A 21,789-nucleotide genomic window follows, 5' to 3' on the forward strand; every position below is an offset into this window, starting at 1 on the left:
CGGCCTGACGAGAACAGCACCGCCGTGCTTGGCCTACATGGCGGGACGTGCGCGTACGCCGTACAAGACATCAGCCATACACTAAATGTTCTGTTGAGTACGGATATATATAGTCAGGGCTATGTCATCGGTGTTTTGAGCCGTTCAAGGCGCCTTCAAAAAGCCAGTTCCTCATCGACTGGGTAAATTGGCTTCCGGAATGCTTCGAAGAACCAAATAAAAACCCCTTGGATATCCAAGGGGTTGGGGCTTTGCACGGTACTGCGTAACAGTTAGCGATTCTTGCCGACCTGGTCGCCAATAACGCCACCGATGGCCGCACCGCCTACCGTGCCCAGTACACCACCACCGCTGATCACGGCTCCGGCGACACCGCCTAATCCAGCACCAGTAACCGTGCTTTTCTGGCGATGGCTCATATTGTCCCAAGAGGAGCATCCGGCCAGGGTAACAGCCAGAACAGCGGCCAGGCCTGCTTTAGTGATAATGGCTAATTTCATATACGACTCTCCGTGAAATAGCTGTTGTTAAAACAACATTAACGGATATCTCACGACAGTAGCAAGAAATGACGACAACGGGGTTGTTAGGTAACACTACATTTGTAAACCCCGCCTTTGCCGCTACTTAACCAAAGCCAGCACCTGCCTGAAAGCCGGATTGGACGGGATTTCCAGCCACTCGAACATGGCCATCTCGGCGCTGACGCGCTCCAGGCCATGCTGGGCCCAACGGTCCCAGGCGGCCTGCCGGTCTTCGTGACGACGCGAACCCACGCAATCCCCCACCAGTACCGGCTCGTATCCGCGCTCTTTCAAGCCCAGGCCAGTTTGTAACACGCAAATATGCGCCTCTGTGCCCAGAAGCAACACTCGTGGCCGCCCCACCGGCAAAGCCGGCAGAAAATCCACTTCGCGGGTAGCGTCAAAGTGCTTCTTATGCAGAACCTGGTCCAGATGCGGGGTCAGGGACCGATCGGTAGGCCCGATCTTGTCGGCCCAGTGCTCGGTCGCAAACACCGGCACGCCCAGAAGGCGTGCCGCCTGCGCCAACTTGCCCGCGCGATCGAGCAACGCAGCATGATCGGCAATCGCCGGCAATAGGCCGGTTTGCATATCGACAATCAACACCAACGACTGGTGGGCGGTCAGCACAGGCATGGCAACTCCTTACTTAAGGGACTTGTAGCGGATACGGCGTGGCTTGGCGGCCTCTTCACCCAGGCGGCGTTTCTTGTCGGCTTCGTATTCCTGATAGTTGCCATCGAAGAACACGGCCTGAGAATCGCCTTCAAAGGCCAGTATATGGGTGGCGATGCGATCCAGGAACCAGCGATCGTGACTGATGACAAGAACCGTACCGGCAAATTCCAGCAAGGCGTCTTCCAGGGCGCGCAGCGTTTCCACGTCCAGATCGTTGGACGGTTCGTCCAGCAACAGCACGTTACCGCCGGCGATCAAGGTCTTGGCCAGGTGCAGACGCCCACGTTCACCGCCGGACAGATTGCCCACGATCTTGTTCTGGTCGGCACCCTTGAAGTTGAAACGGCCCAGATAAGCGCGCGACGGCATCTCGAATTTGCCCACCGTCAGCAAATCGGCTCCATCGGCAATCGCATCAAACACTGTTTTTTCGTTGGCCAGCGCATCGCGCGATTGGTCAACATACGCCAGCTTGACGGTCTGACCCAGTTTGACCGTGCCCGAATCGGGCTGCTCTTTACCGGCCAACATGCGGAACAAGGTGGACTTACCCGCGCCGTTGGGGCCGATGATGCCGACAATGGCACCGGCCGGCACCTTGAAACTGAGATTGTCGATCAGCAGGCGATCGCCATAGCCTTTGCTGACATTCTCGAACTCGATGACTTCGTTGCCCAGGCGCTCGGCCACCGGAATGAAGATTTCCTGGGTTTCGTTGCGCTTCTGGTATTCGTGCGAGGACAGCTCCTCGAAACGAGCCAGACGGGCCTTGGCCTTGGCCTGGCGTCCCTTGGGATTCTGGCGCACCCACTCCAGCTCTTTCTTGATGGTCCGCTGGCGGGCGCTTTCGGACGACTCTTCCTGTTTCAGGCGGTCTTCCTTCTGTTCCAGCCAGGAGCTGTAATTGCCCTTCCAGGGGATGCCGTGACCACGGTCCAGTTCCAGAATCCATTCGGCGGCATTATCCAGAAAGTAGCGGTCGTGGGTCACAGCCACTACCGTGCCGGGGAACTGGCGCAAAAATACTTCCAGCCATTCCACGCTTTCGGCGTCCAGGTGGTTGGTCGGTTCGTCCAGCAGCAACATGTCGGGCTTGGACAGCAACAATTGGCAGAGGGCCACGCGGCGCTTTTCGCCACCAGACAAATTACCGATGACGGCATCCCACGGCGGCAGGCGCAACGCGTCAGCCGCAATTTCCATTTGAGTTTCGATGTCGTCCGCGCCGCTGGTCGCAGCGGCGGCAATCACGGCTTCCAGCTCGGCCTGCTCGGCGGCCAATGCGTCGAAATCAGCGTCCGGCTCGGCATATTCCGCATACACCTGCTCCAGACGCTGCCGCGCTTCGAACACTTGTCCCAAGCCGGCTTGCACCGCTTCGCGTACCGTATGCGCGGGATCAAGTTGCGGCTCCTGGGGCAGGTAGCCGATCTTAATACCCGCCATGGGAATGGCTTCGCCTTCGATATCCTTGTCCACGCCCGCCATGATCTTGAGCAATGTCGACTTACCCGAGCCGTTCAGGCCCAGCACGCCGATCTTGGCACCAGGAAAGAAAGACAAAGAAATATTGCGCAGAATCTGCCGCTTCGGCGGCACGATTTTGCCGACGCGGTTCATTGAATATACGTATTGGGCCATAAGAACCTAAAAAGGGAAAAACAAGCCAGACAGAGCCGGCCTGCGGCTACGGTGTCTGTGTCACGACAGGTGGGGCGCGGCGGGCACCATCGTCTGCGCCCCGCACGCCGTACACGAAAACCCAGGCCGGCGCACAGACGCACCGAATAGATGGAAACAGCGATTGTAGGCGTTTGCCGTCCGAAAATGCGCGCTTTGGCGCGATAGATACGCAGGCCAGCGACCCGCCCAGCAACACCCGTCGGTTAATATACTCATTTTATGCTGACAAACCAAAGACACCATGTCCTTCGCTGACGCACCTGATCTTGTTTTTACCGCCGATGAGCTGGAAACCCTAGGCCGCACTGCCGATGCCTTGAGTGCTTATTTAGGCCGCGCCGTGTTGGCCGAAGTCGTGGACGCCCAGGAAACGGGCTTTGAATGGGCCATTTTTGCCGTTCCGCTGGATAAGGACGAAGACGAAAGCCAGTTCACCGTCGTGCAGATAGGCGGCGAAGGGGCGCGCGTGCTGGGCAACCGGGGAGGCCTGGAACCGGACGACACCGCTGTCTACGCCTGCCGCTATCTGTGGGCCATCCAGTTGACCGATGCCGACCCGGTGCGTTTCATCAAAGTGGACGAAGAAGGCGACGAAGTAGCCTGGACCGAGACGTTGGAAGAGCTGCTGCCCTTCGCGCTCAAAGACGATGCCTTCATACCCGACGACGATCAAGACGATGATGATCAAGACGACGACGATGAACTGCCCGACAGCCGCGGACAGATTCTGCACTAAGTCTGCCAGCCGGCGGGCCCGCAATAGCTAGGCCTGCCGGGCACCCCCTATTAGGTGCGCAGCCGATCGCGGATATATAAAGCGGCCCCCGCCGGCCACATCAGTCCGACCAGCAGGCGCGCCGCCATCCCTTTAAGCGGGTATTGCGGCGGTGGCCGGCGACCACTGGCGCGCAAATGCAGGCCGAAGCGCGTATAGCGCGCCGCCGCCATCAAAAATGCCTTGGGGCTGTAGCGGAACCACGGCAGACACTCCACCACCGTATCCTGGGCCAGTAACCATAGACCCAAGGCATGCTGCTGGCTGGTCTTGCCCTGCATGGACAGGGAGTCGGGGCTATCGTGGTAAACACGAAACACCGTATTGACGAAGCGATGCTTGTAGCCCGCGCGCGCAATCGCCCGCCAGACCATGCTTTCGGGCACAAAACCGTCGATCTGATCCGGAAAAGGAAACTGGCGCAACACCGCCGTGCTGAGACAACCGAATTTCTCGCCGCGTACATCGTAGCGAAAGGTCAGATCTAGCGCCGTGGCATCAAAAACATCGCTGGGATACATATCGCCCACCACCTTGCCGTCGGGGCGCACACATAGCCCGGTCACGCCCGCAAAGCCGTCGCGCTCCTGTTCGGGAATATGGTGCCAGACCTGCGCCATGTCGTACAAAGCGTTGGTGCCCAGCGTATCGTCACTGTCCAGCGCAACGATCAATTCGCCATGCGCCAAAGACACGCCGTGGTTGAAAGCCGCCTTTTTATGTCGGTTTTCTTGCCAGGCATAATGAATCGGGAAGCGAGCTTCCTGCTGCCAGCCCAAAACCAAGTCGCGGGTCTGATCGGTAGAGCCATCATCGATCACCACCCACTCGAAATCCTGATAGGTCTGTTCGCACAGCGAGCGATACGCCCGCTCCAGGGTGTGAGCCCGGTTGAAAGTGGGCGTCAGGACCGTGAACAAATGGCGCCATTCCATGATGTTTTCTTCTTCTTTCTCGATATTGAGCACACTGCGCAACCCGCCCTTTACCCATCCGCAACAAAATGCCTGTATACCATAGCACGCAAGAGCAGTGCCGCCATCGCCCGACCTGGGACAAGCGGCCGGGAATTGGTATCCATTTTTAACTGCGACATGGCGCGCACACAAAAAAAACCACAGGCATTCCTGTGGTTTTTTCCCTGTTTGAAAACAGTTGGCGTTCTTTGGCGGCGAGGGCAAAGCCTACGCCGCAAAAGTCGCCGTCAAATGCGCTTACACGCGCTTGACTTTTTCCAGCATCTTGAACACGCCTTTAGGGGCGCGAACGAACAGACGCTTGAAAGCCTTGCCCAGGCAACGACGCTCCAGCGTGTTGCGGCGAGTGCGTTTGATTTCCGCCATGGTGATCTCCGATCTAAATAAAAGCCCTGCCGGATGATCCCGACAAAAGCGCAAAAGCTAACCGGAAATTCTACCGTAAACCGCGTTAAGATACAAAGATTAGCGTAAGCGTCCTCCACGGAAACGACGCTCGCACCCCACAGATCGCACCGGTCTGCCTGCGGTTCGCACCGACGCGCCGCACCGCTCCCGAGGCGGCTCTCTCCTGCGCATCCTGCTGCGCCTTCTCCAAGAAGCCTACCTTGCCATGAGTTCAGAAATACGCATTTTCGGCGCTCGCCAGAACACCCTGAAAAACCTGGATGTCCGTATCAAGACCGGCGAACTATTGGTCATTACCGGCGTGTCCGGATCGGGCAAGAGTTCCTTGGCGTTTGATACGCTCTATGCAGAAGGACAACGACGCTATGTAGAGACTTTTTCGCCCTACGCCCGTCAGTTTCTGGACCGCATGGACAAACCCCAGGTGGACCGCATCGAAGGCATACTGCCCGCCATTGCCATCGACCAGGTCAATCCGGTGCGCAATTCGCGCAGCACGGTAGGCACCATGACCGAGCTGAACGACTACATCAAGCTGCTGTACGCCCGCTTGGGCGAACTGTTCTGCCGCCAATGCGCCCAGCCGGTGCGCCGCGACAATGCCGACAGCATCGCCCGTCAGATCCGCGCTCTGGCGGTCAGCCACGACGATCCACGCCTGGTGCTGACCTTTCCGGTCAAAGTACCGGTCAATTTCACCACCGAAGAAATCGAAAAACTGCTGCACCAGCAAGGCTACACCCGGCTGCACCACGAAGAAACCACGGCATTGCCCGTCGCCACTGCCGGCAAAGGCAAGACCGCCAAGAACTCACCCACCGAGCAAAAAACGCTCTATGTCGTCCAGGATCGCTTTCGCGCCAGCACTGTCGAACCCGAGCGCTTCATGGAAGCCATCGAAGCGGCCTTGCGCCACGGACAAGGCCGCCTGACCGTTTACGCCTCGGCCAACAGCGACGGCCCCGAAACCGCATGGCGCTTCAGCCAGGGGCTGCACTGCGCCCATTGCGACATCGACTACAGCGCACCGGTCGCCAGCACCTTCTCGTTCAATTCGCCGCTGGGTGCCTGCGACAGTTGCCGGGGCTTTGGCCGCGTCATGGGCATAGACTACGGCCTAGTAGTACCGGATCAGAGCAAAAGCCTGCTGGAAGGAGCCGTGCGGCCCTGGCAGACAGCCAGCTACAAAGAATGCCAACAGGAAATGGAACGCTACGCACCGGCGGCGGGCGTGCGCCTGGGCGTGCCCTGGAAAGACCTGAGCGAATCCGAAAAAGACTGGGTCATTCACGGCACCCCCGACTGGAAAGGCGGCAATCAGGCCTGGAAAACCCAATGGTATGGCGCGCAACGCTTTTTCGACTGGCTGGAGTCGCGCGCCTACAAAATGCATGTGCGCGTGCTGCTGTCCAAATACCGCAGCTATAACACCTGCCCGGCCTGCGCCGGTTCGCGCCTGAAGCCGGACGCCAGCCTGTGGCGTGTCGGCCAGGATCAAGCGCCGGCCGACTCCATCTATAAACGCTTCATGCCTGTGCATGCGCTCTGGTCGCGCCCACAACTGGATACCCTGCCGGGTTTAAGCGTACCCGACCTGATGCGCCTGCCCATCGAGCATGTGCGCAATTTCTTCCGTGGCCTGCACTTTGGCGATGCGCGCGATGCCGCCATCGACCTGCTGTTGAAAGAAACCCTGTCGCGCCTGGATTATCTGTGCGATGTTGGGCTGGCCTACTTGTCTCTGGATCGCCAGAGCCGCACCCTGTCCGGCGGCGAAGTGCAGCGCATCAATCTGACCACGGCCCTGGGCACATCGCTGGTCAACACCCTATTTGTGCTGGACGAACCATCCATAGGCCTGCACCCGCGCGACATGCACCGCATCATCCAGGTCATGCACCGGCTGCGCGGCAACGGCAACACCCTGGTGGTTGTCGAGCATGATCCACAAGTCATGGTGGCGGCTGACCGCATCCTGGACATGGGTCCAGGGCCTGGCGAACGCGGCGGACAGATTCTATTCGACGGACCGCCACACGCCCTGCGCAGCGCCCCCACCCTGACCGGGCGCTACCTGAGCGGCGAACTGAGCATCGAATCCCCACGCCCCCTGCCGGTGGCCGACAACACGCCGCGGCTGCTGCTGGAGGACGTCAGCGCACACAATTTGCAGCATGTTTCGGTTTCCATCCCGCTAGGCCGCCTGGTGTGCGTGACCGGGGTGTCGGGTTCGGGCAAGTCCACCTTGATTCAGGATGTGCTCTACCCGGCAATCCTCAAGCAACAAGGCAAGCCCACCGAGGCCCCCGGCAGCTACGGCGCACTGCTGGGCGTAGAACAGATTGCCGACGTCGTCATGGTGGATCAGACCCCTATCGGCAAGACGGCCCGCTCCAACCCGGCCAGCTACGTCGGTGCCTTCGACCCTATACGCAAACTGTTCGCTCAGGCGGCCTTGTCCAAAGAGCGCGGCTATCTGCCCGGCACCTTCAGTTTCAACAGTGGCGACGGCCGTTGCCCGACGTGCGGCGGCACCGGCTTTGAACACATCGAAATGCAATTTCTGTCGGATGTGTATTTGCGCTGCCCGGACTGCGACGGCAAACGCTTCCGGCCCGAAGTGCTGGAAGTACGCATCGAGCACTTCGGGCGCAGCGCCTCCATCGACCAAGTGCTGGACATGACGGTACACGAAGCGATGGCGTTCTTCGAAGGTTTGCGCGATGTGCAAACCGGTCTGGCACCGCTGGCCGACGTGGGCCTGGATTACCTGAAACTGGGCCAGCCCGTACCCACGCTGTCAGGCGGCGAAGCCCAGCGCCTGAAACTGGCCGGCTATCTGGCCGAAGCCTCGCGCAGCCGCCTGAGCCGTGTGCAAGTTGCCAAGAAAGGCAATCTGTTCCTGTTCGATGAGCCCACCACCGGCCTGCACTTCGATGATATCGCCCGCTTGATGCGCGCTTTTCGCAAACTGCTGGCCGCCGGCCACAGCCTGCTCATCATCGAGCACAATCTGGACCTGATCCGCGCCGCGGACTGGGTCATAGACCTGGGCCCGGAGGGCGGCGAACGCGGCGGCCTGGTACTGGGAGCCGGCACCCCGCACGACATCATGGCCCTGCCGCATTCGCACACCGGCCATGCGCTGAAGGAATACGAAGACGCCATCATAGGCCGGGCGACACCAGCCCTGGCCGAACCTGCCGCGTCCTATGCGCTTGCGCCCGTGTCCAAACAGGACAATCACATTGCCATCCTGAATGCCCGCGAACATAACCTAAAAGGCATTTCGGTTCATATTCCGCGCAACACCTTCACCGTAGTAACGGGGGTTTCCGGCTCGGGCAAATCCACCCTGGCCTTCGACATCCTCTTTAACGAAGGCCAGCGCCGCTATCTGGAGTCCCTGAACGCCTACGCGCGCGCCATTGTGCAGCCGGCCGGCCAGCCCGACGTGGACGCCATCTACGGCATTCCGCCCACTGTGGCCATCGAGCAGCGCACCAGTCGCGGCGGTCGCAAGTCCACCGTGGCCACCATGACGGAAATCCATCATTTCCTGCGTCTGCTGTATGTCAAGCTGGCAACGCAGTACTGCCCCACCTGCCGTGTGCCGGTCGCCCCGCAAACGCCCGAGCAAATCGCCGCGCAATTGCTGCGCGACCACAAGGGCGAACACATAGGCCTGTTGGCCCCGCTGGTCACGGCCCGCAAAGGCTACTACACCGATCTGGCCAAATGGGCGCAAGGCAAGGGCTACACGCACTTGCGCGTAGACGGGGCGTTCATCCCTGTCTCGCCCTGGCCGCGTCTGGATCGCTATAGCGAACACACGCTGGAACTGCCTGTGGCCGACCTGATCGTAGACCCTCGTCATGAACTGCAACTGCGTCAGGCGATACGCGATGCTCTGGAACTGGGCCACGGCACGCTCAGCGTGCTGGCTCCGCTGACACCGTCCGGCACCCTGTCGCTGGAGCAGCGCCGCCAGGGCCATCCGTCCGCCTCGGCCAGCCAGCAGCATTTCTCGGTCAAGCGCGCCTGCCCCTGCTGCGGCACCAGCTTCCCAGAACCCGATCCGCGCATGTTTTCCTACAACTCCAAGCACGGCTGGTGTACCGACTGCTTTGGCACCGGCCTGAAGCTGACCGGTTTCGACCAGGAACAAACGGGCGAGGAAAACACCTGGAATGCAGGCTACGAAGGCCAGGCCAGCGAATGCCCGAGCTGCCAGGGCCAGCGCCTGAATCCTGTCTCCCTGGCCTTCGAGTGGCGTGACCGCTCCATCGCGCAACTGGCCAGCCTGCCGGTCGATCAGGCCCAAACGTTCTTTACGGGCTTGAACATGAACGGCCGCGAAGCCGACATCGCCCGCGATATCCTCAACGAGATCCGCAGCCGTCTGGACTTCATGCTGGAAGTCGGTCTGGGCTATCTGGCTCTGGACCGCGCCGCGCCGACGCTCTCGGGCGGGGAAGCGCAACGCATCCGCCTGGCCGCGCAGTTGGGTTCCAATCTGCAAGGCGTGTGCTACATACTGGACGAGCCCACCATAGGGCTGCATCCGCGCGATAACCAGATCCTGCTCAATGCCATGGCCCGTCTGGAAGGCAACGGCAATACCCTGGTTGTAGTCGAACACGACGAAGACACCATACGCCGCGCCCAGCACATCATCGACATGGGACCGGGTGCCGGCAAACGCGGCGGCGAAATCATCGCCCAAGGCACACTGGCGGAAATCGAAGCCAACCCCGCCTCGCTGACAGGCCGCTACCTGCGTGAACCCTTGCAACACCCCATGCAGGCACGTCGCCCTGTCGAACCGGATACGCCCCTGCTGACCGTACATGGCGCGCGCCTGCACAATCTTCAAGACGTGCAGGCCGGCATTCCGCTGGGCAAGCTCAGTGTCGTCACCGGCGTATCCGGTTCGGGCAAATCCACCTTTGCCCGCGACGTGCTGCTGGACAATCTAGCGCGTACCGTCGGCAGCCAGCAACCGCCCGCCTGGCAAGGCTGCGCCTCCATCAGCGGCTGGGAGTCTCTGGACCGCGTGCTGGAAGTGGACCAGACCCCTATCGGCAAGACACCACGCTCCTGCCCGGCCACCTATATCGGTTTCTGGGACGAAGTACGCAAGCTGTTTGCCAGCACGAACGACGCGCGCCTGCGCGGCTGGAGCGCATCGCGCTTTTCCTTCAATACCGGCGAAGGCCGCTGCCCATTATGCGAAGGCCAAGGCATGCGCACGCTGGAAATGAGCTTTCTGCCCGACGTCAAAGTGCCTTGCGATGCCTGCCACGGCCAGCGTTTCAACCCCGACACGTTGTCCATTACCTGGCGCGATGTCACCATCGGTCAACTGCTGCAAATGGACGTGGACGAGGCCGTCGAGTATTTTGCCGCCCACCCTAAGATCCTGCGCCCGCTGCAATTGATGCAAAGCGTAGGACTGGGTTACCTGACTCTGGGCCAGCCCTCGCCCACCTTGTCGGGCGGCGAAGCACAGCGCATCAAACTGGTCAGCGAACTGGTCAAGGCGCGGCTGGACGAAGGCCTGACCCGGACCGGACGGGCCTATAAGGCACCGCATACGCTGTACGTGCTGGACGAGCCCACCGTGGGACTGTCCATGGCCGATGTAGAAAAGCTGATTCTGGTGCTGCACCGGCTGGTCGATGCCGGCCACACCGTCATCGTGATCGAGCACAATCTTGACCTGATCGCCGAAGCCGACTGGATCGTGGACTTAGGTCCGGAAGGCGGTTCGGGCGGTGGCCGACTGGTCGTGCAAGGCACGCCCGAACAGGTCCAGGCCACGCCTGGCTCCCATACCGGGGCCGCCCTGGCTGAATTTTTAGAGGAACACGGCGCATGTATGGCCGCTTTGAAGACAGACTGAACAATACCGCGCTGGAAATGCAGGAGTGCCTGGGCCGGATCGAGGCCCGCACTCCACAGGAACTGACACACGCTTTTACCGCCATTGAAGACGCCCGCCGCGCCGGCCACTGGGTCGCGCTGGCGCTGGACTACGAACTGGCCGAACTGTTCGAGCCGCGCCTGCAAGCGCGTCCTGCCGGTTCCCAGGCTCCGCTGACGGCCTTGGTCTTTGCCAACGCCAGCCATGTTCCCCCCTGGAGCAGCCAGACAGCACCGCGACTGCACGCCAGCCTGGGCATCTCGCAACACGACTACCGCGCTGCCATCGAACAGATACAAGCCGGCTTGCGCGCCGGCGAGTTCTACCAAATCAACTACACCGTCCCCTTGCACATCCAGGCCGACATGCCGCCCCGCGAGCTCTATGCCGCACTGGCCAGCCGTCACCCGGTCGCCTACGGCGCCTACCTGGATCTAGGCGGACGGCACATCCTGTCCCTATCGCCCGAGCTGTTTCTGGAAAAACGCGGCACCCACATCCGCACCCGACCCATGAAAGGCACACGGCCACGGGATGCCGACCCAACGCGCGACAAGGCCAACGCCCAGGATCTGCGTGACAGCCAGAAGGACAAAGCAGAAAATGTCATGATCGTAGACCTGCTGCGTAACGACCTGGGCCGCATCGCCCGTACCGGCTCCGTGCGTGTCAGCAGTCTGTTCGATGTAGAACAGTATGCCTCGGTTTGGACCATGACCTCGACCATCGAGGCGCACCTGCCCGATGACTGCGGACTGGAAACCCTGCTGCGCGCCTTGTTTCCTTGCGGCTCCATTACCGGAGCCCCCAAACTGGCGGCTATGCAATGCATACGTCGCCTGGAATCCTGGAGGCGCGGCATCTACTGCGGCTCGTTAGGCTATGTAAATCCGCAAGGCGATCTGTTCCTGAACGTCGGCATCCGCACGCTGGAGCTGGACGACGAAGGCAAAGGCATCTTTGGTGCCGGCGGCGGTATTGTCTTGGACTCCGACCCGGATCAGGAATGGCAGGAATGCCTGTGGAAGGCACGCGTCCTGCAAACCCCTATCACTCTCATGCAAAAGGCCACGCCATGACACAGGGTAAACCAGAGCTGATCGAAACATTGCGTGTAGACCCGGACGGCCAGATCCCACTGCTGGAATTGCACCTGGAGCGTATCGCGCGCAGTTGCCGCGAACTGAACTATGTCTGGGACGCGCAAATCTGGCTGCAAGCCATGCATCTGGCATTGGCGCAGGCCCCCAGTCAGGTCGCCCTGCGTCTGCGCGTGCTCTGGCAGGCACAGGGTGCCGCCACCGCCCAGGCTGAACCGCTCCCCGCCTTGGCCGGTCCGCTGCATCTGCGGCTATCGGCCACACCGCTGCCGGCCCTAGACCCGCTGCTGGCTCACAAAACCACGCACCGTCCCTGGTATCAACACGCCAGCCGCCTGCTGGCCGACGACCCGAGCTTGTTCGATGTCATTTTCGTGGACGACCGCAACCTGGTCTGCGAAGGCAGTCGCAGCAATATCTACATACAAGACGATCAAGGCGTCTGGTGGACACCGACCGCCACCGGTTGGCTCTTGCCCGGTGTGCAACGCCGGGCCCTGCTCAATAGCGGTCTGGCCCGCGAAGCCGAGATTTCGCTGGATGCCCTGAAAACGGCGCGGGCGCTGCGTATCTCCAATGCGCTGCGCGGCTGGCAGGACGCCTTACTGCTTCAAGAGACTGTTTAAGGCAAAATCGGCCGCCAGCATACCCATGCTGGCGGTAATCGTCACCCCCGACCCATACCCCGCGCAAGCCAAACCCTGCAAAGCGCCGTCCTCCTGAGGCTGCCAGGCCTGCGGCAAGCGGGTTTCCTGCTCGAACCACAGGCACTGCACTCCCATGCGCGGCACGCGCTTCAAGGCGCGACCCTGCGCGTCGCTGCCACGCGCAAATCCATGCTGCTTGCGCAAGATCTGACGCAAACGCCCCAGCAAGGCATCGTGACGGGCCAAAGACAGATCGCCGATGCGCAGCGTCAAAGGATCGGTCTTGCCACCCGCCCCCCCGCAAGTCAGCAAAACCACACCACAACGCTGCGCTTCTAGAATCAGGGCGATCTTGGCACTGGCCTGATCGGTACAGTCCAGAAACACATCGGGCTTGCGCCCCATCAGATCGGCCACATTGTCGGCCGACACGAAATCATCGACGACATGCACGCGGCAATCCGGATTGATATCGAGGATACGCTGAGCCATCGCCTGGGCCTTGCCCTGGCCCAAAGTGCTGTCCAGCGCCGGCAACTGCCGGTTGATATTGGATTCGGCAATGTGATCCAGGTCGATCAAGGTGATGGTTCCCACGGCGGAACGCGCCAAGGCTTCCACGGCCCAGGTCCCCACGCCGCCTATGCCGGCCACCATGACATGGGAGGCAGATAAACGCGCCCGTGCTCCGGCCCCATACAAACGATCTATACCGCCGAAACGACGCTCGGCATCCATGCCCTGCTGCTGTGTCATATAACTTTCCACGTACGGCCCATACCGCCAAACCTCTCGATTTTACGTAAATTCGCCCGCTGCCGAGCCTTATGCTCTCCCTGCCTTGACAGCAACCTGCCAAATAGCAACACTCGTATAAGCAAATTATTATTTTTCCTTAGTTATCAGTCGCAAAGCCCGCTACAGTAGGTTTTGCCGATCTACAATCGCTACAGGTATCAACCATCCGTGATCCAGGCTACGCGCCCCTTTGCCGTGAATATCGATCCCTTTTCCGCCCCTTCCGCACCAGCGCCCACCCCCTGCAGCTTTCGCGTCCTGAGCGACGACGAACGCAACGCCTCTTTGCGCCAGTCTCTGGATCAGGCGCAGTGGTGCGGGGAACAGGATCTTTGGGTCTATGGTTACGGTTCATTGATCTGGCGTCCGGACTTCGAGTTCATCGAGCAGCGCCAAGCCTTGCTGCGCGGCTATCACCGCGCCTTGTGCCTGTGGTCGCGCATCAATCGCGGCACGCCCGAACAGCCCGGTCTGGTTTTTGGCCTGGATGTCGGCGGCTCGTGCCGAGGCATGGCGTTTCGTATCCCCGGGCGTGATGTCCCCAAAGTCTTTGACGCCCTGTGGCAGCGCGAGATGCCCAGCGGGGCCTACATTCCGCGCTGGCTGCGCTGCCGCACCACCCAGGGCGATATCCGCGCGCTGGTGTTCACCATGAATCGCAAGACCGATGCCTATGTGCCCCGCCTGCCCGACGAACAGCTTATGCAAGTGGTGCATTCGGCACAAGGCATCAACGGCCCGTGCATCGAATACGTGATGGAAACCGCGTCTGCGCTCCGACGCTCTAAAATTCTGGATAAACGCCTGCAATCAGTGGTTCAATTACTACAAAGTTACACTGATCAAGCACTTCCCCATCAAGCATAAGAGCGCATCATGTCCCTTGCCGATATTCGTAACGAATACGAACGTTTTACCCTGAGCGAAAGCGATATTGCCTCCGATCCGCGCACCCAGTTCCAGCGTTGGCTGGACCAGGCGCTGGAACTGAAGGAGACCGAACCCACAGCCATGACCCTGGCCACCGTGGACGCACAGGGCCGACCGTCGGCGCGCATCGTGCTGCTCAAAGGCTACGACGAACAGGGACTGGTATTTTTTACCAACTACAATTCCCGCAAGGGCACGGACCTGGACGACAATCCCTGGGGCAGCCTGTCCTTTTTCTGGCCGTCCATGCAGCGCCAGATTCGTTTTGAAGGACGCGTCAGCCGCATCAGTCAGGCCGAATCCGACGAATACTTCCACAGCCGCCCGCTAGGTTCGCGCATCGGAGCCTGGGCATCGCCGCAAAGCGAACCCATCACCCGTGCCGAACTGGACGCCCGCAACGAGCACTATGCCCGCAGCCTGGGCGAAAACCCCGAGCGCCCCCACCATTGGGGCGGCCTGCGACTGTCGCCGGACCATGTAGAGTTCTGGCAAGGACGCGCTTCGCGCCTGCATGATCGCTTGGTATTTGACCGCAATGAACAAGGCCAATGGGAGTTAAGCAGGCTGGCTCCTTGAGCCCCGGCCTTTGTGCAATGACAGCCGTATCCTCTACATTCGACACCGACTTTTTCCGCTCCGCGCTGGGCCGTTTCGCCACAGGCGTCACCGTGGTGACCGGCCCCGACCGGGAGCATCCGGGCCTGGCCGTTGGGCTGACCGTCAGTTCCTTCAATTCGGTGTCTCTCAGCCCTCCCCTGGTGCTCTGGTCGCTGGCCAAGCAGTCGCGTTCGCTGCCTCACTTTCTGCATGGTTCCGGCTACGTCATCCATGTGCTGGGTGCCAGCCAGTTGGCGCTGGCCAAACGCTTTGCCTGGGGCGAACAGGCCGAGCGTTTTCGCGAACACCCTTTGCGAACGTCGCCCAATGGCCTGCCCATGCTGGCCGATCCGGGCTGCAGCGCCTGGTTCGAATGCCGGCCCTACGCCTGCCACGAAGCAGGCGACCACATCATCTTCATCGGCGAAGTCACCCACTGCGAACGCAATGCCCACCAGCCACTGATCTACCATGCGGGCGACTTCGACCTGACGCCGTCGCAGGACTGAGTCCTTCCGCAAGCACGCGCAAACCAGAGCAGCGGCCTGGTTCGCGCCGCTCATGAAAATCCTGCACGACGAAGATCAACAGGAACAGATGCCGGGAGTACACTTATCCCTTTGCGTCATTCTGCAAATAGGGATTTGATCATGGCGAACGATGTCGATTGCGTCGTACTGGGCGCTGGGGTAGTGGGTCTGGCCATCGCCCGGGAACTGGCCCAGCAAGGCATGGACGTGCTGCTTATCGAACAGACACCGGGCATTGGCAACGGAGTCAGCTCGCGCAACTCGGAAGTCATCCACGGCGGTATCTACTACACACCCGGTAGCCTGAAAGCCCGGCTCTGCGTCCAGGGCAAGGAACAGCTCTACGACTATTGCCAGGAACGCCATATCGACCATGCCCGCTGCGGCAAGCTGATTGTCGCTACCGACGCCGCCCAAGAGCCGGCCCTGCGCCAATTGCAGGACAATGCCCACGCCTGCGGCGTACACGATCTGCAATGGCTGGACGCGCAGCAAGCCCAGGCACTGGAACCGGCGCTGCGCTGCAGCGCCGCTCTGCTGTCGCCATCGACGGGGATTGTGGACAGCCACGGCTTGATGTTGGCCCTGCAGGGCGACGCCGAAAACCTGGGTGCGCAAATGGTGTTTAATACCCCCTTCACCCGCGCCCACGTGCTGCCCGGCCAGGGGTTCGAGGTTCAGGTTGGAGGGGCCGAAGCCTTTTCCCTGACCTGCTCCTACCTGATCAACGCCGCCGGCTTGGGTGCGGTAGCCGCCGCCCACCAGATAGACGGCCTGGACGCCGCCCACATCCCCCCCGCCTATCTGTGCAAAGGTAGCTATTTTTCGCTCTCGGGACGTTCACCTTTCAAGCACCTGATCTACCCCATGCACAACGAGGCCGGTTTAGGCGTACACCTGACCCTGGATCTGGCTGGACAGGCGCGCTTCGGACCCGATACCGAATGGGTAAGCGAGGAAAACTACGACATGGACCCGCTGCGCGGCCAGTCCTTTTACGCCGCCGTGCGCCAGTATTGGCCCGAGCTGCGCGATAACAGCCTAAGCCCGGCCTACAGTGGCATACGTCCCAAAATCGTGCCTGCCGGAGTGCCGGCCGCCGATTTCCTGTTTTCTGGTTCCGCCCAGCACGGGGTGCCAGGCCTGATCAATCTGTTCGGCATCGAATCACCCGGTCTGACCGCTTGTCTGGCGATTGCGCAACATAGCCGGGAAATGCTGCTGCACGCCGATCAAAAACCTTTCTGAAGTCATTACAATACCGTCGATGAACGATTACATTTTGACCCTATCCTGCCCGGACCGCACCGGCATTGTGCATAACGTCTCCGGCTGGCTGCTTGAACAGAACGGCAACATCAACGAAGCCCAACAGTTCGGCGATGCCGAAACCCAGCGTTTCTTCTTGCGCATTGAATTTTCCCTGCCCGAAAAAGTAACTGTGGCCGACCTGCAAGCGCGCTTTGCGCCCATCGCCACCCAATTCGGCATGGACGCCAACATCTACGACGCGCAGCGCAAAGCCCGCCTGCTGATTCTGGTCAGCCGCCAAGGTCATTGCCTGAACGATCTGCTGTTCCGCGCCCACAGCGGCCAATTGCCCGTGGACATTGCTGCTGTCGCCTCCAATCACACCGATCACGCCGGCCTGGCGTCGTCCTACGGCATTCCTTTTCATCATCTGCCTGTCACGCCCGAGACACGCCCACAACAAGAACAGCAGATTTTGCAACTGGCCAACGAACTGAAAGTAGATCTGGTCGTGCTGGCCCGCTACATGCAGATTTTGTCGACTGACCTGTGCCGCTCCCTGTCCGGACGGGCCATCAATATTCACCACAGCTTTCTGCCCAGCTTCAAGGGTGCACGCCCTTACCACCAGGCTCATGCCCGCGGCGTAAAGATCATCGGGGCTACGGCGCACTACGTGACTGAAGACCTGGACGAAGGCCCCATCATCGAACAGGATGTGGAGCACGTCAGCCACTCCGTCAGTCCGCTCGAACTAACCCAGATCGGCAGCGACGTTGAATCCTTGGTTCTGGCCCGCGCCGTGCGCGCCCATGTCCAGCACCGCATCCTGCTCAACGGCCAACGCACCGTGGTATTCCGTTAATCCCTCGAGTCCGTCGCCTGACGCCAAAACCCGGCCATCGGCCGGGTTTTTTCATTTCACAAGGACACGGCTCCGACACATCACTGTACAGAGCCAAAGCCAGATGCCGCTCGTTGATCAATCACTTAAGCGAATTCAATATATGTCGACATCTGCCAAAACCTGATCTGCTTCGCTGCTATCTGCGACGTGCCCCAGCTAGGCAGTAAAATGCGCTGCCGCACAACGGCCGCAAAACGTGAGCCGATCCGTTGGGCATTGAGCAGGCACTCTATATAACATCCACTCCAAGAAACCAACGCCGCGACGCAGCTCGGCTTCACTCAGGCCTTTGGCGATAGAGAACATCATGAAAAAGATCGCATCCATCTTTACCCTCATACTGATTCTGATCGCCGCCCACGCCCTGGGCAATATCGGGGGAAGCTATGCGGCAACAAGCAACAAACCAAGCCAGCACGAACTACTGAGAAGGTTTGTAAATGAATTTATCGTGAACAACGCGAATGTTCATTACCCCGTACAGATCAATGAAGACACATACCTGATCGATAGATCCATAAAAGAGGAAGGCCGGTCCATGTTTGTCGTTGAAAACTATCGAATCACCGCCCCCGTCACTGCCAACCCAAACGAAATAAAGCAGGCAAAAGAAACGACGTGGCGACAGGTTAAAGATATTTTCTGCACAAGCCTTCAGGAGCGCGATCGATTATTTACCGGATACTCGTCTGTCGGAATCATACAAAACATCGCAGATTCCAGGGGCACGCTACTGTTCAGCGTCAAAGTTGAAAAATCGCAATGCTCCTAGTCGCTCAAAACTAAGCCACACTTCTTGGCGGAGCATCTGCCACTTGATGCCGAGGGATACAGGACCACCCGTCTTGCCCCCGGCAGTACGAACCTGACAAAACCCATACAAACCGTCCGGCGGCCGGCGCTGGAGGGGTTGGAGTCAATATGTACGCTTTATCCTTGTAGATTTAGACCGGCAGGCTGGGCAGTCGCCGACGCTACGCGTCGGTTCCCTTGGCGAGCCTGGTGGCGGGCGGGGCGTGAACTCGCGGAGCAGCTCGTCCCCCGGACGAGCTGCAAGCGTTCCGCTCGAACAGCACGCCCCTTGCCTCCCGCCCCTGCGTTCCGCCTGCGGCGACTACCCTGACCCGCCTGCCGGTCTAAATCTACAAGGATAAAGCTCAGAATCGGAAACCCCTCCAGCGCCGGCCGCCGGACTGGACACCTTGATCAAGCACAATACCCCGACCACGTCATCATCGCCCCAGCGCCAAACCCTCGCGCCTGGGGTCCACGCCCGCCTCCAGGCCTTGCGCCGTCCAGCGGATAACATGCGTGCCGCTGGGAAAGGGCTGTTCACGAACCTCGTGACCCAAGGCCCGCAAGGCCTGGGCCTGTTCGGTGACCGCGGTATTTGCTTCCAGCTCAGTCGCCCAGTTGCGGCTACCGTAATGCGGCAGGCTGACTGCCTGCTGGGCATCCAGATCCCACATCAACATACCAGTCAAGGCCTGCGCCACGTACAGGATAATCGCACTGCCGCCCGGCGAACCCAAAGCAATGACAGGCTTGCCCTGCTCCATCACAATCATGGGTGCCATGGAACTGCGCGGTCGCTTACCGGGCTGGACGCGATTCACGCTCAAGCGGCCCGCCTCGTCGCGAGGGCTCAGCGCAAAATCGGTCAGCTGATTATTCAGCAAAAAGCCCTGCACCATAATTTTGCTGCCAAAAGCAGACTCTACCGATGTGGTCATGGACACGACCTGCCCTGTGGCATCAACCACCGATAGATGCGTGGTGGAAGGCAGCTCCAGCGTGCTGTCCGCCGCGGGTACTGCATCATCCAGCGGCTGTCCGGGCAGCGCATGGCCCAGGGAGCGGTCCGGACGAATCAAGGCGGCACGCGCCCGCAGATAGTCGGGTGCCAGCAAAGCCTGCTGCGGTACAGCAACAAAGGCCGGGTCCGCCACCCAGGCATCCCGATCAGCAAAGGCCAACCGTCCTACTTCGGCAAAATAATGAATGGCCTGGGCCGACAATGGCTCCAGCGACGCCATCGGCGTATGCTGCAACATCCCCAGCATCTGCATGACCGTCAGCGGACCGGAGCTGGGCGGTGCCATGCCGCACAAGGCCCAGCGCTGCCAGTCCATGCACAAGGGGTCGCGGCGCAAAGCGCGATAGGCGCGCAAATCCGCCTTGGACACGTCACCAGGAACAGGATCGGCAGCCACGGCCGCCACCATATCGTCGGCCAGTTCACTGTCGTAAAAGGCATCCGCTCCCTGCTGCGCCACCCGTTTCAGCACCTGGGCATAATCCGGATTGCGCAAGCGATGGCCAACGGGCCAGGGCTGGCCTTGCGCATCCAGAAAATACGCGCGGGCAGCCGGTTTATCGGCCAGCTCCGCCCTATTGTCTGCTATCAAGGCATGCAAGCGTGGAGTGACAGCAAACCCCTGTTCCGCCAATTCAATCGCCGGGACAAACAACGTGGCCCAGGGCAAAGCACCACCATCCCGATGCATCAATTCCAACGCACGTAACAATCCCGGAACACCGACAGACCGCCCACTGTTGACGGCCTGTTTGAAGGACATGGTTTTGCCGTTCAACTCGAAACGGTTCAAGGTACTGGCGGCCGGTACGGTTTCCCGGCCGTCATAGCTAAGCAAACCTTTACCAGGCTGAAACAGCAGCATAAAGCCGCCCCCGCCTATTCCGGAAGATTGCGGCTCCACCAGGCCCAACACCAACTGGCTGGCAATGGCGGCATCCACCGCGCTGCCCCCCTGATCCAGCATGCGCAGGCCGGCCCGTGTCGCCAGAGGATGTGCCGTCACGACCATGCTCTTGCTGCTGCTTACTTTGTCGCGCTGCAGGCTGGCGGTAGCCGCTTCAGGGTTCAGGTCGGGCGCAGCCGGCCCACGCGCGCAGGCCTGTCCCGCCAAAGCCAGGGTCAAGGCGAGCACCGTCAGACGACGCATCAAGGCATGGTTCATGGTATCTCCTTCTGATTTTGGGCCAGCCACTGGGCCAGCAGCAACACCGCTTCACCCGGCTCATTAGCCGTCGGATAGCTGAAAAAATACGCTTCCTGCACTGGCATGGCGTGCGAGGCCGCCAGCACCAGATCGCCGCAGGCCAGTTCGCTGTCAATCAAGAAGCGCGGCATCAGGGCCACCCCCATGTCGGCGCGCAACGCTGCCAGTATCAGGGAAAACAGTTCGTAGCGCGGCCCGGCACTGACATGCAGACCCGGCTCCAGTCCAGCCGAACGATACCAATCAAACCAACTGTCCGGACGGGTGGACATGTGCAAATGCCGCAATTCCTGCAATGGTGCGCTGGCCGCCAGTGCCGGCGTGCACACCGGCACCAGCTCGCCCTCGTCAAACAAGCGTATGCCCTGCGTCTGAGGCCACAACTGTCGACCATGATAAATGGCTGCATCGAAAGGATGATCGCCAAACTGAAAAGGCTGGGTGCGCACGGACAGGCTGACGGTAATATCCGGATAGCAACGGCTGAACGCGGCCAGACGCGGCATCAGCCACACGGTAGATAGCGTCGGCAGGACGGCCAGATGCACGCTGCGCCCCACGCCTGCGCGGGCAACCAGACTGAAGGTGTCCTTGCCGATCTGCTCCAGGTGATGCCGTATGCGGGCGGCATAGTCGCGCCCGGCCGGTGTCAGAACCAGCCTACGCCGTACCCGCCCGAGCAATTGGACGCCCAGGCGTTGCTCCAGGCCGCTGACCTGACGGTAGACCGCGCTGTGCGTCAACGATAACTCTTCTGCTGCACGCGAAAACGATCCTAACCGAGCCGTGGCCTCGAAGGCCTGCAACGCGCCCAGGCTGGGTATGCCGTGTCTCATGGAGTGCTCCCGATTCGGGGCCGGTGCGCCCCTGCTCCGATTGTGTTGGTGGCCGCTGGTACGTCAGCACACGATGATGTGCAATTTTATCAATTGCCCTGTGCGCTTTGCGCACATTATCCTACGCCATCAAGCAGACATGCCGCTACGGCCTGTCCCGCGGCATCCGACGCGCAACACGACGCCTGTCCGACCT

General features: G+C 60.5%; 18 protein-coding genes. 10 read left to right on the forward strand and 8 right to left on the reverse strand.

Features of this window, described 5'->3' with window-relative positions:
* Positions 1 to 272 precede the first annotated feature (272 nt).
* The 3 genes from AADW57_RS14240 to ettA all read right to left on the reverse strand — a co-directional run bounded on the left by AADW57_RS14240 (position 273) and on the right by ettA (position 2,843).
* Complete coding sequence (locus AADW57_RS14240) at positions 273 to 500, reverse strand: glycine zipper 2TM domain-containing protein (protein ID WP_341667552.1); 228 nt, start codon at positions 498 to 500, stop codon at positions 273 to 275.
* Between the two features lie 123 nt (positions 501 to 623).
* Positions 624 to 1,160: an isochorismatase family protein gene (locus AADW57_RS14245; RefSeq protein ID WP_341667553.1), complete on the reverse strand. Its 537-nt coding sequence runs from the start codon at positions 1,158 to 1,160 to the stop codon at positions 624 to 626.
* A gap of 9 nt (positions 1,161 to 1,169) precedes the next feature.
* Positions 1,170 to 2,843, reverse strand: a complete 1,674-nt coding sequence (gene ettA, locus AADW57_RS14250; protein WP_341667554.1) for an energy-dependent translational throttle protein EttA — start codon at positions 2,841 to 2,843, stop codon at positions 1,170 to 1,172.
* 283 nt (positions 2,844 to 3,126) lie between these two features.
* On the opposite strand from ettA, the gene AADW57_RS14255 reads away from it, so the two are divergent.
* Complete coding sequence (locus AADW57_RS14255) at positions 3,127 to 3,621, forward strand: hypothetical protein (RefSeq protein ID WP_341667555.1); 495 nt, start codon at positions 3,127 to 3,129, stop codon at positions 3,619 to 3,621.
* A gap of 50 nt (positions 3,622 to 3,671) precedes the next feature.
* Here AADW57_RS14255 and AADW57_RS14260 read toward each other — a convergent pair whose 3' ends face one another.
* Both AADW57_RS14260 and AADW57_RS14265 read right to left on the reverse strand, forming a co-directional pair.
* The gene (locus AADW57_RS14260) at positions 3,672 to 4,595 is read right to left on the reverse strand and encodes a glycosyltransferase family 2 protein (RefSeq protein ID WP_341667556.1); all 924 of its coding nucleotides are present in this window, start codon (positions 4,593 to 4,595) and stop codon (positions 3,672 to 3,674) included.
* Positions 4,596 to 4,874: 279 nt separating this feature from the next.
* Positions 4,875 to 5,003, reverse strand: a complete 129-nt coding sequence (locus AADW57_RS14265) for a hypothetical protein (RefSeq protein WP_003803595.1) — start codon at positions 5,001 to 5,003, stop codon at positions 4,875 to 4,877.
* A gap of 247 nt (positions 5,004 to 5,250) precedes the next feature.
* Between AADW57_RS14265 and uvrA the strand changes: the two genes are divergently transcribed.
* Genes uvrA through AADW57_RS14280 form a run of 3 tightly spaced genes read left to right on the forward strand, consistent with a single transcriptional unit; the run spans position 5,251 to position 12,697 of the window.
* On the forward strand, positions 5,251 to 10,950 hold the full coding sequence (gene uvrA, locus AADW57_RS14270) for an excinuclease ABC subunit UvrA (protein ID WP_341667557.1): 5,700 nt from the start codon (positions 5,251 to 5,253) through the stop codon (positions 10,948 to 10,950).
* Entirely contained in the window at positions 10,923 to 12,050 is a 1,128-nt protein-coding gene (locus AADW57_RS14275; RefSeq protein ID WP_341667558.1) for an aminodeoxychorismate synthase component I, read from the forward strand. The genes uvrA and AADW57_RS14275 overlap by 28 nt, the downstream gene beginning before the upstream one ends.
* A complete protein-coding gene (locus tag AADW57_RS14280) occupies positions 12,047 to 12,697 on the forward strand; it encodes an aminotransferase class IV (RefSeq protein ID WP_341667559.1) in 651 nt (216 codons plus the stop codon). Before AADW57_RS14275 ends, AADW57_RS14280 begins: the two co-directional genes overlap by 4 nt.
* Here AADW57_RS14280 and AADW57_RS14285 read toward each other — a convergent pair.
* On the reverse strand, positions 12,674 to 13,474 hold the full coding sequence (locus tag AADW57_RS14285) for a tRNA threonylcarbamoyladenosine dehydratase (protein WP_341667560.1): 801 nt from the start codon (positions 13,472 to 13,474) through the stop codon (positions 12,674 to 12,676). The two genes, AADW57_RS14280 and AADW57_RS14285, sit on opposite strands and share 24 nt — an antisense overlap.
* Positions 13,475 to 13,711: 237 nt before the next feature.
* Between AADW57_RS14285 and AADW57_RS14290 the strand changes: the two genes are divergently transcribed.
* The 6 genes from AADW57_RS14290 to AADW57_RS14315 all read left to right on the forward strand — a co-directional run bounded on the left by AADW57_RS14290 (position 13,712) and on the right by AADW57_RS14315 (position 18,506).
* Positions 13,712 to 14,383 (forward strand): gamma-glutamylcyclotransferase, encoded by a 672-nt coding sequence (locus tag AADW57_RS14290; protein ID WP_341669708.1) that lies wholly within the window; start codon positions 13,712 to 13,714, stop codon positions 14,381 to 14,383.
* A gap of 9 nt (positions 14,384 to 14,392) precedes the next feature.
* Positions 14,393 to 15,025 carry a pyridoxamine 5'-phosphate oxidase gene (gene pdxH, locus AADW57_RS14295; RefSeq protein WP_341667561.1) on the forward strand — a complete coding sequence of 211 codons (633 nt, stop codon included), beginning with the start codon at positions 14,393 to 14,395 and terminating at the stop codon, positions 15,023 to 15,025.
* A gap of 17 nt (positions 15,026 to 15,042) precedes the next feature.
* Positions 15,043 to 15,555, forward strand: coding sequence for a flavin reductase family protein (locus AADW57_RS14300; RefSeq protein WP_341667562.1), 513 nt, complete (start codon positions 15,043 to 15,045; stop codon positions 15,553 to 15,555).
* 141 nt (positions 15,556 to 15,696) lie between these two features.
* A complete protein-coding gene (locus AADW57_RS14305) occupies positions 15,697 to 16,824 on the forward strand; it encodes an NAD(P)/FAD-dependent oxidoreductase (RefSeq protein ID WP_341667563.1) in 1,128 nt (375 codons plus the stop codon).
* Positions 16,825 to 16,843: 19 nt separating this feature from the next.
* On the forward strand, positions 16,844 to 17,692 hold the full coding sequence (gene purU / locus AADW57_RS14310; RefSeq protein WP_341667564.1) for a formyltetrahydrofolate deformylase: 849 nt from the start codon (positions 16,844 to 16,846) through the stop codon (positions 17,690 to 17,692).
* A gap of 349 nt (positions 17,693 to 18,041) precedes the next feature.
* A complete protein-coding gene (locus AADW57_RS14315; RefSeq protein ID WP_341667565.1) occupies positions 18,042 to 18,506 on the forward strand; it encodes a hypothetical protein in 465 nt (154 codons plus the stop codon).
* A gap of 460 nt (positions 18,507 to 18,966) precedes the next feature.
* Here AADW57_RS14315 and ggt read toward each other — a convergent pair whose 3' ends face one another.
* Both ggt and AADW57_RS14325 read right to left on the reverse strand, forming a co-directional pair.
* Positions 18,967 to 20,715: a gamma-glutamyltransferase gene (gene ggt / locus AADW57_RS14320; protein WP_341667566.1), complete on the reverse strand. Its 1,749-nt coding sequence runs from the start codon at positions 20,713 to 20,715 to the stop codon at positions 18,967 to 18,969.
* On the reverse strand, positions 20,712 to 21,593 hold the full coding sequence (locus AADW57_RS14325) for a LysR substrate-binding domain-containing protein (protein WP_341667568.1): 882 nt from the start codon (positions 21,591 to 21,593) through the stop codon (positions 20,712 to 20,714). The genes ggt and AADW57_RS14325 overlap by 4 nt, the downstream gene beginning before the upstream one ends.
* Positions 21,594 to 21,789 lie beyond the last annotated feature (196 nt).

Origin of the sequence: Alcaligenes sp. SDU_A2 (assembly GCF_038237375.1) — a bacterium.
In the GTDB taxonomy this organism is placed as follows: domain Bacteria; phylum Pseudomonadota; class Gammaproteobacteria; order Burkholderiales; family Burkholderiaceae_B; genus Alcaligenes.

Bases quoted from the DNA above. Each gene is read 5' to 3' on its own strand.
- purU (WP_341667564.1), top strand. From the start codon at position 16,844: ATGAACGATTACATTTTGACCCTATCCTGCCCGGACCGCACCGGCATT.
- AADW57_RS14260 (WP_341667556.1), bottom strand. From the start codon at position 4,595: ATGGAATGGCGCCATTTGTTCACGGTCCTGACGCCCACTTTCAACCGG.
- AADW57_RS14325 (WP_341667568.1), bottom strand. From the start codon at position 21,593: ATGAGACACGGCATACCCAGCCTGGGCGCGTTGCAGGCCTTCGAGGCC.
- AADW57_RS14245 (WP_341667553.1), bottom strand. From the start codon at position 1,160: ATGCCTGTGCTGACCGCCCACCAGTCGTTGGTGTTGATTGTCGATATG.
- uvrA (WP_341667557.1), top strand. From the start codon at position 5,251: ATGAGTTCAGAAATACGCATTTTCGGCGCTCGCCAGAACACCCTGAAA.
- AADW57_RS14265 (WP_003803595.1), bottom strand. From the start codon at position 5,003: ATGGCGGAAATCAAACGCACTCGCCGCAACACGCTGGAGCGTCGTTGC.
- AADW57_RS14280 (WP_341667559.1), top strand. From the start codon at position 12,047: ATGACACAGGGTAAACCAGAGCTGATCGAAACATTGCGTGTAGACCCG.
- ettA (WP_341667554.1), bottom strand. From the start codon at position 2,843: ATGGCCCAATACGTATATTCAATGAACCGCGTCGGCAAAATCGTGCCG.
- AADW57_RS14255 (WP_341667555.1), top strand. From the start codon at position 3,127: ATGTCCTTCGCTGACGCACCTGATCTTGTTTTTACCGCCGATGAGCTG.
- ggt (WP_341667566.1), bottom strand. From the start codon at position 20,715: ATGAACCATGCCTTGATGCGTCGTCTGACGGTGCTCGCCTTGACCCTG.
- AADW57_RS14240 (WP_341667552.1), bottom strand. From the start codon at position 500: ATGAAATTAGCCATTATCACTAAAGCAGGCCTGGCCGCTGTTCTGGCT.
- pdxH (WP_341667561.1), top strand. From the start codon at position 14,393: ATGTCCCTTGCCGATATTCGTAACGAATACGAACGTTTTACCCTGAGC.
- AADW57_RS14285 (WP_341667560.1), bottom strand. From the start codon at position 13,474: ATGACACAGCAGCAGGGCATGGATGCCGAGCGTCGTTTCGGCGGTATA.
- AADW57_RS14300 (WP_341667562.1), top strand. From the start codon at position 15,043: ATGACAGCCGTATCCTCTACATTCGACACCGACTTTTTCCGCTCCGCG.
- AADW57_RS14275 (WP_341667558.1), top strand. From the start codon at position 10,923: ATGTATGGCCGCTTTGAAGACAGACTGAACAATACCGCGCTGGAAATG.
- AADW57_RS14315 (WP_341667565.1), top strand. From the start codon at position 18,042: ATGAAAAAGATCGCATCCATCTTTACCCTCATACTGATTCTGATCGCC.
- AADW57_RS14305 (WP_341667563.1), top strand. From the start codon at position 15,697: ATGGCGAACGATGTCGATTGCGTCGTACTGGGCGCTGGGGTAGTGGGT.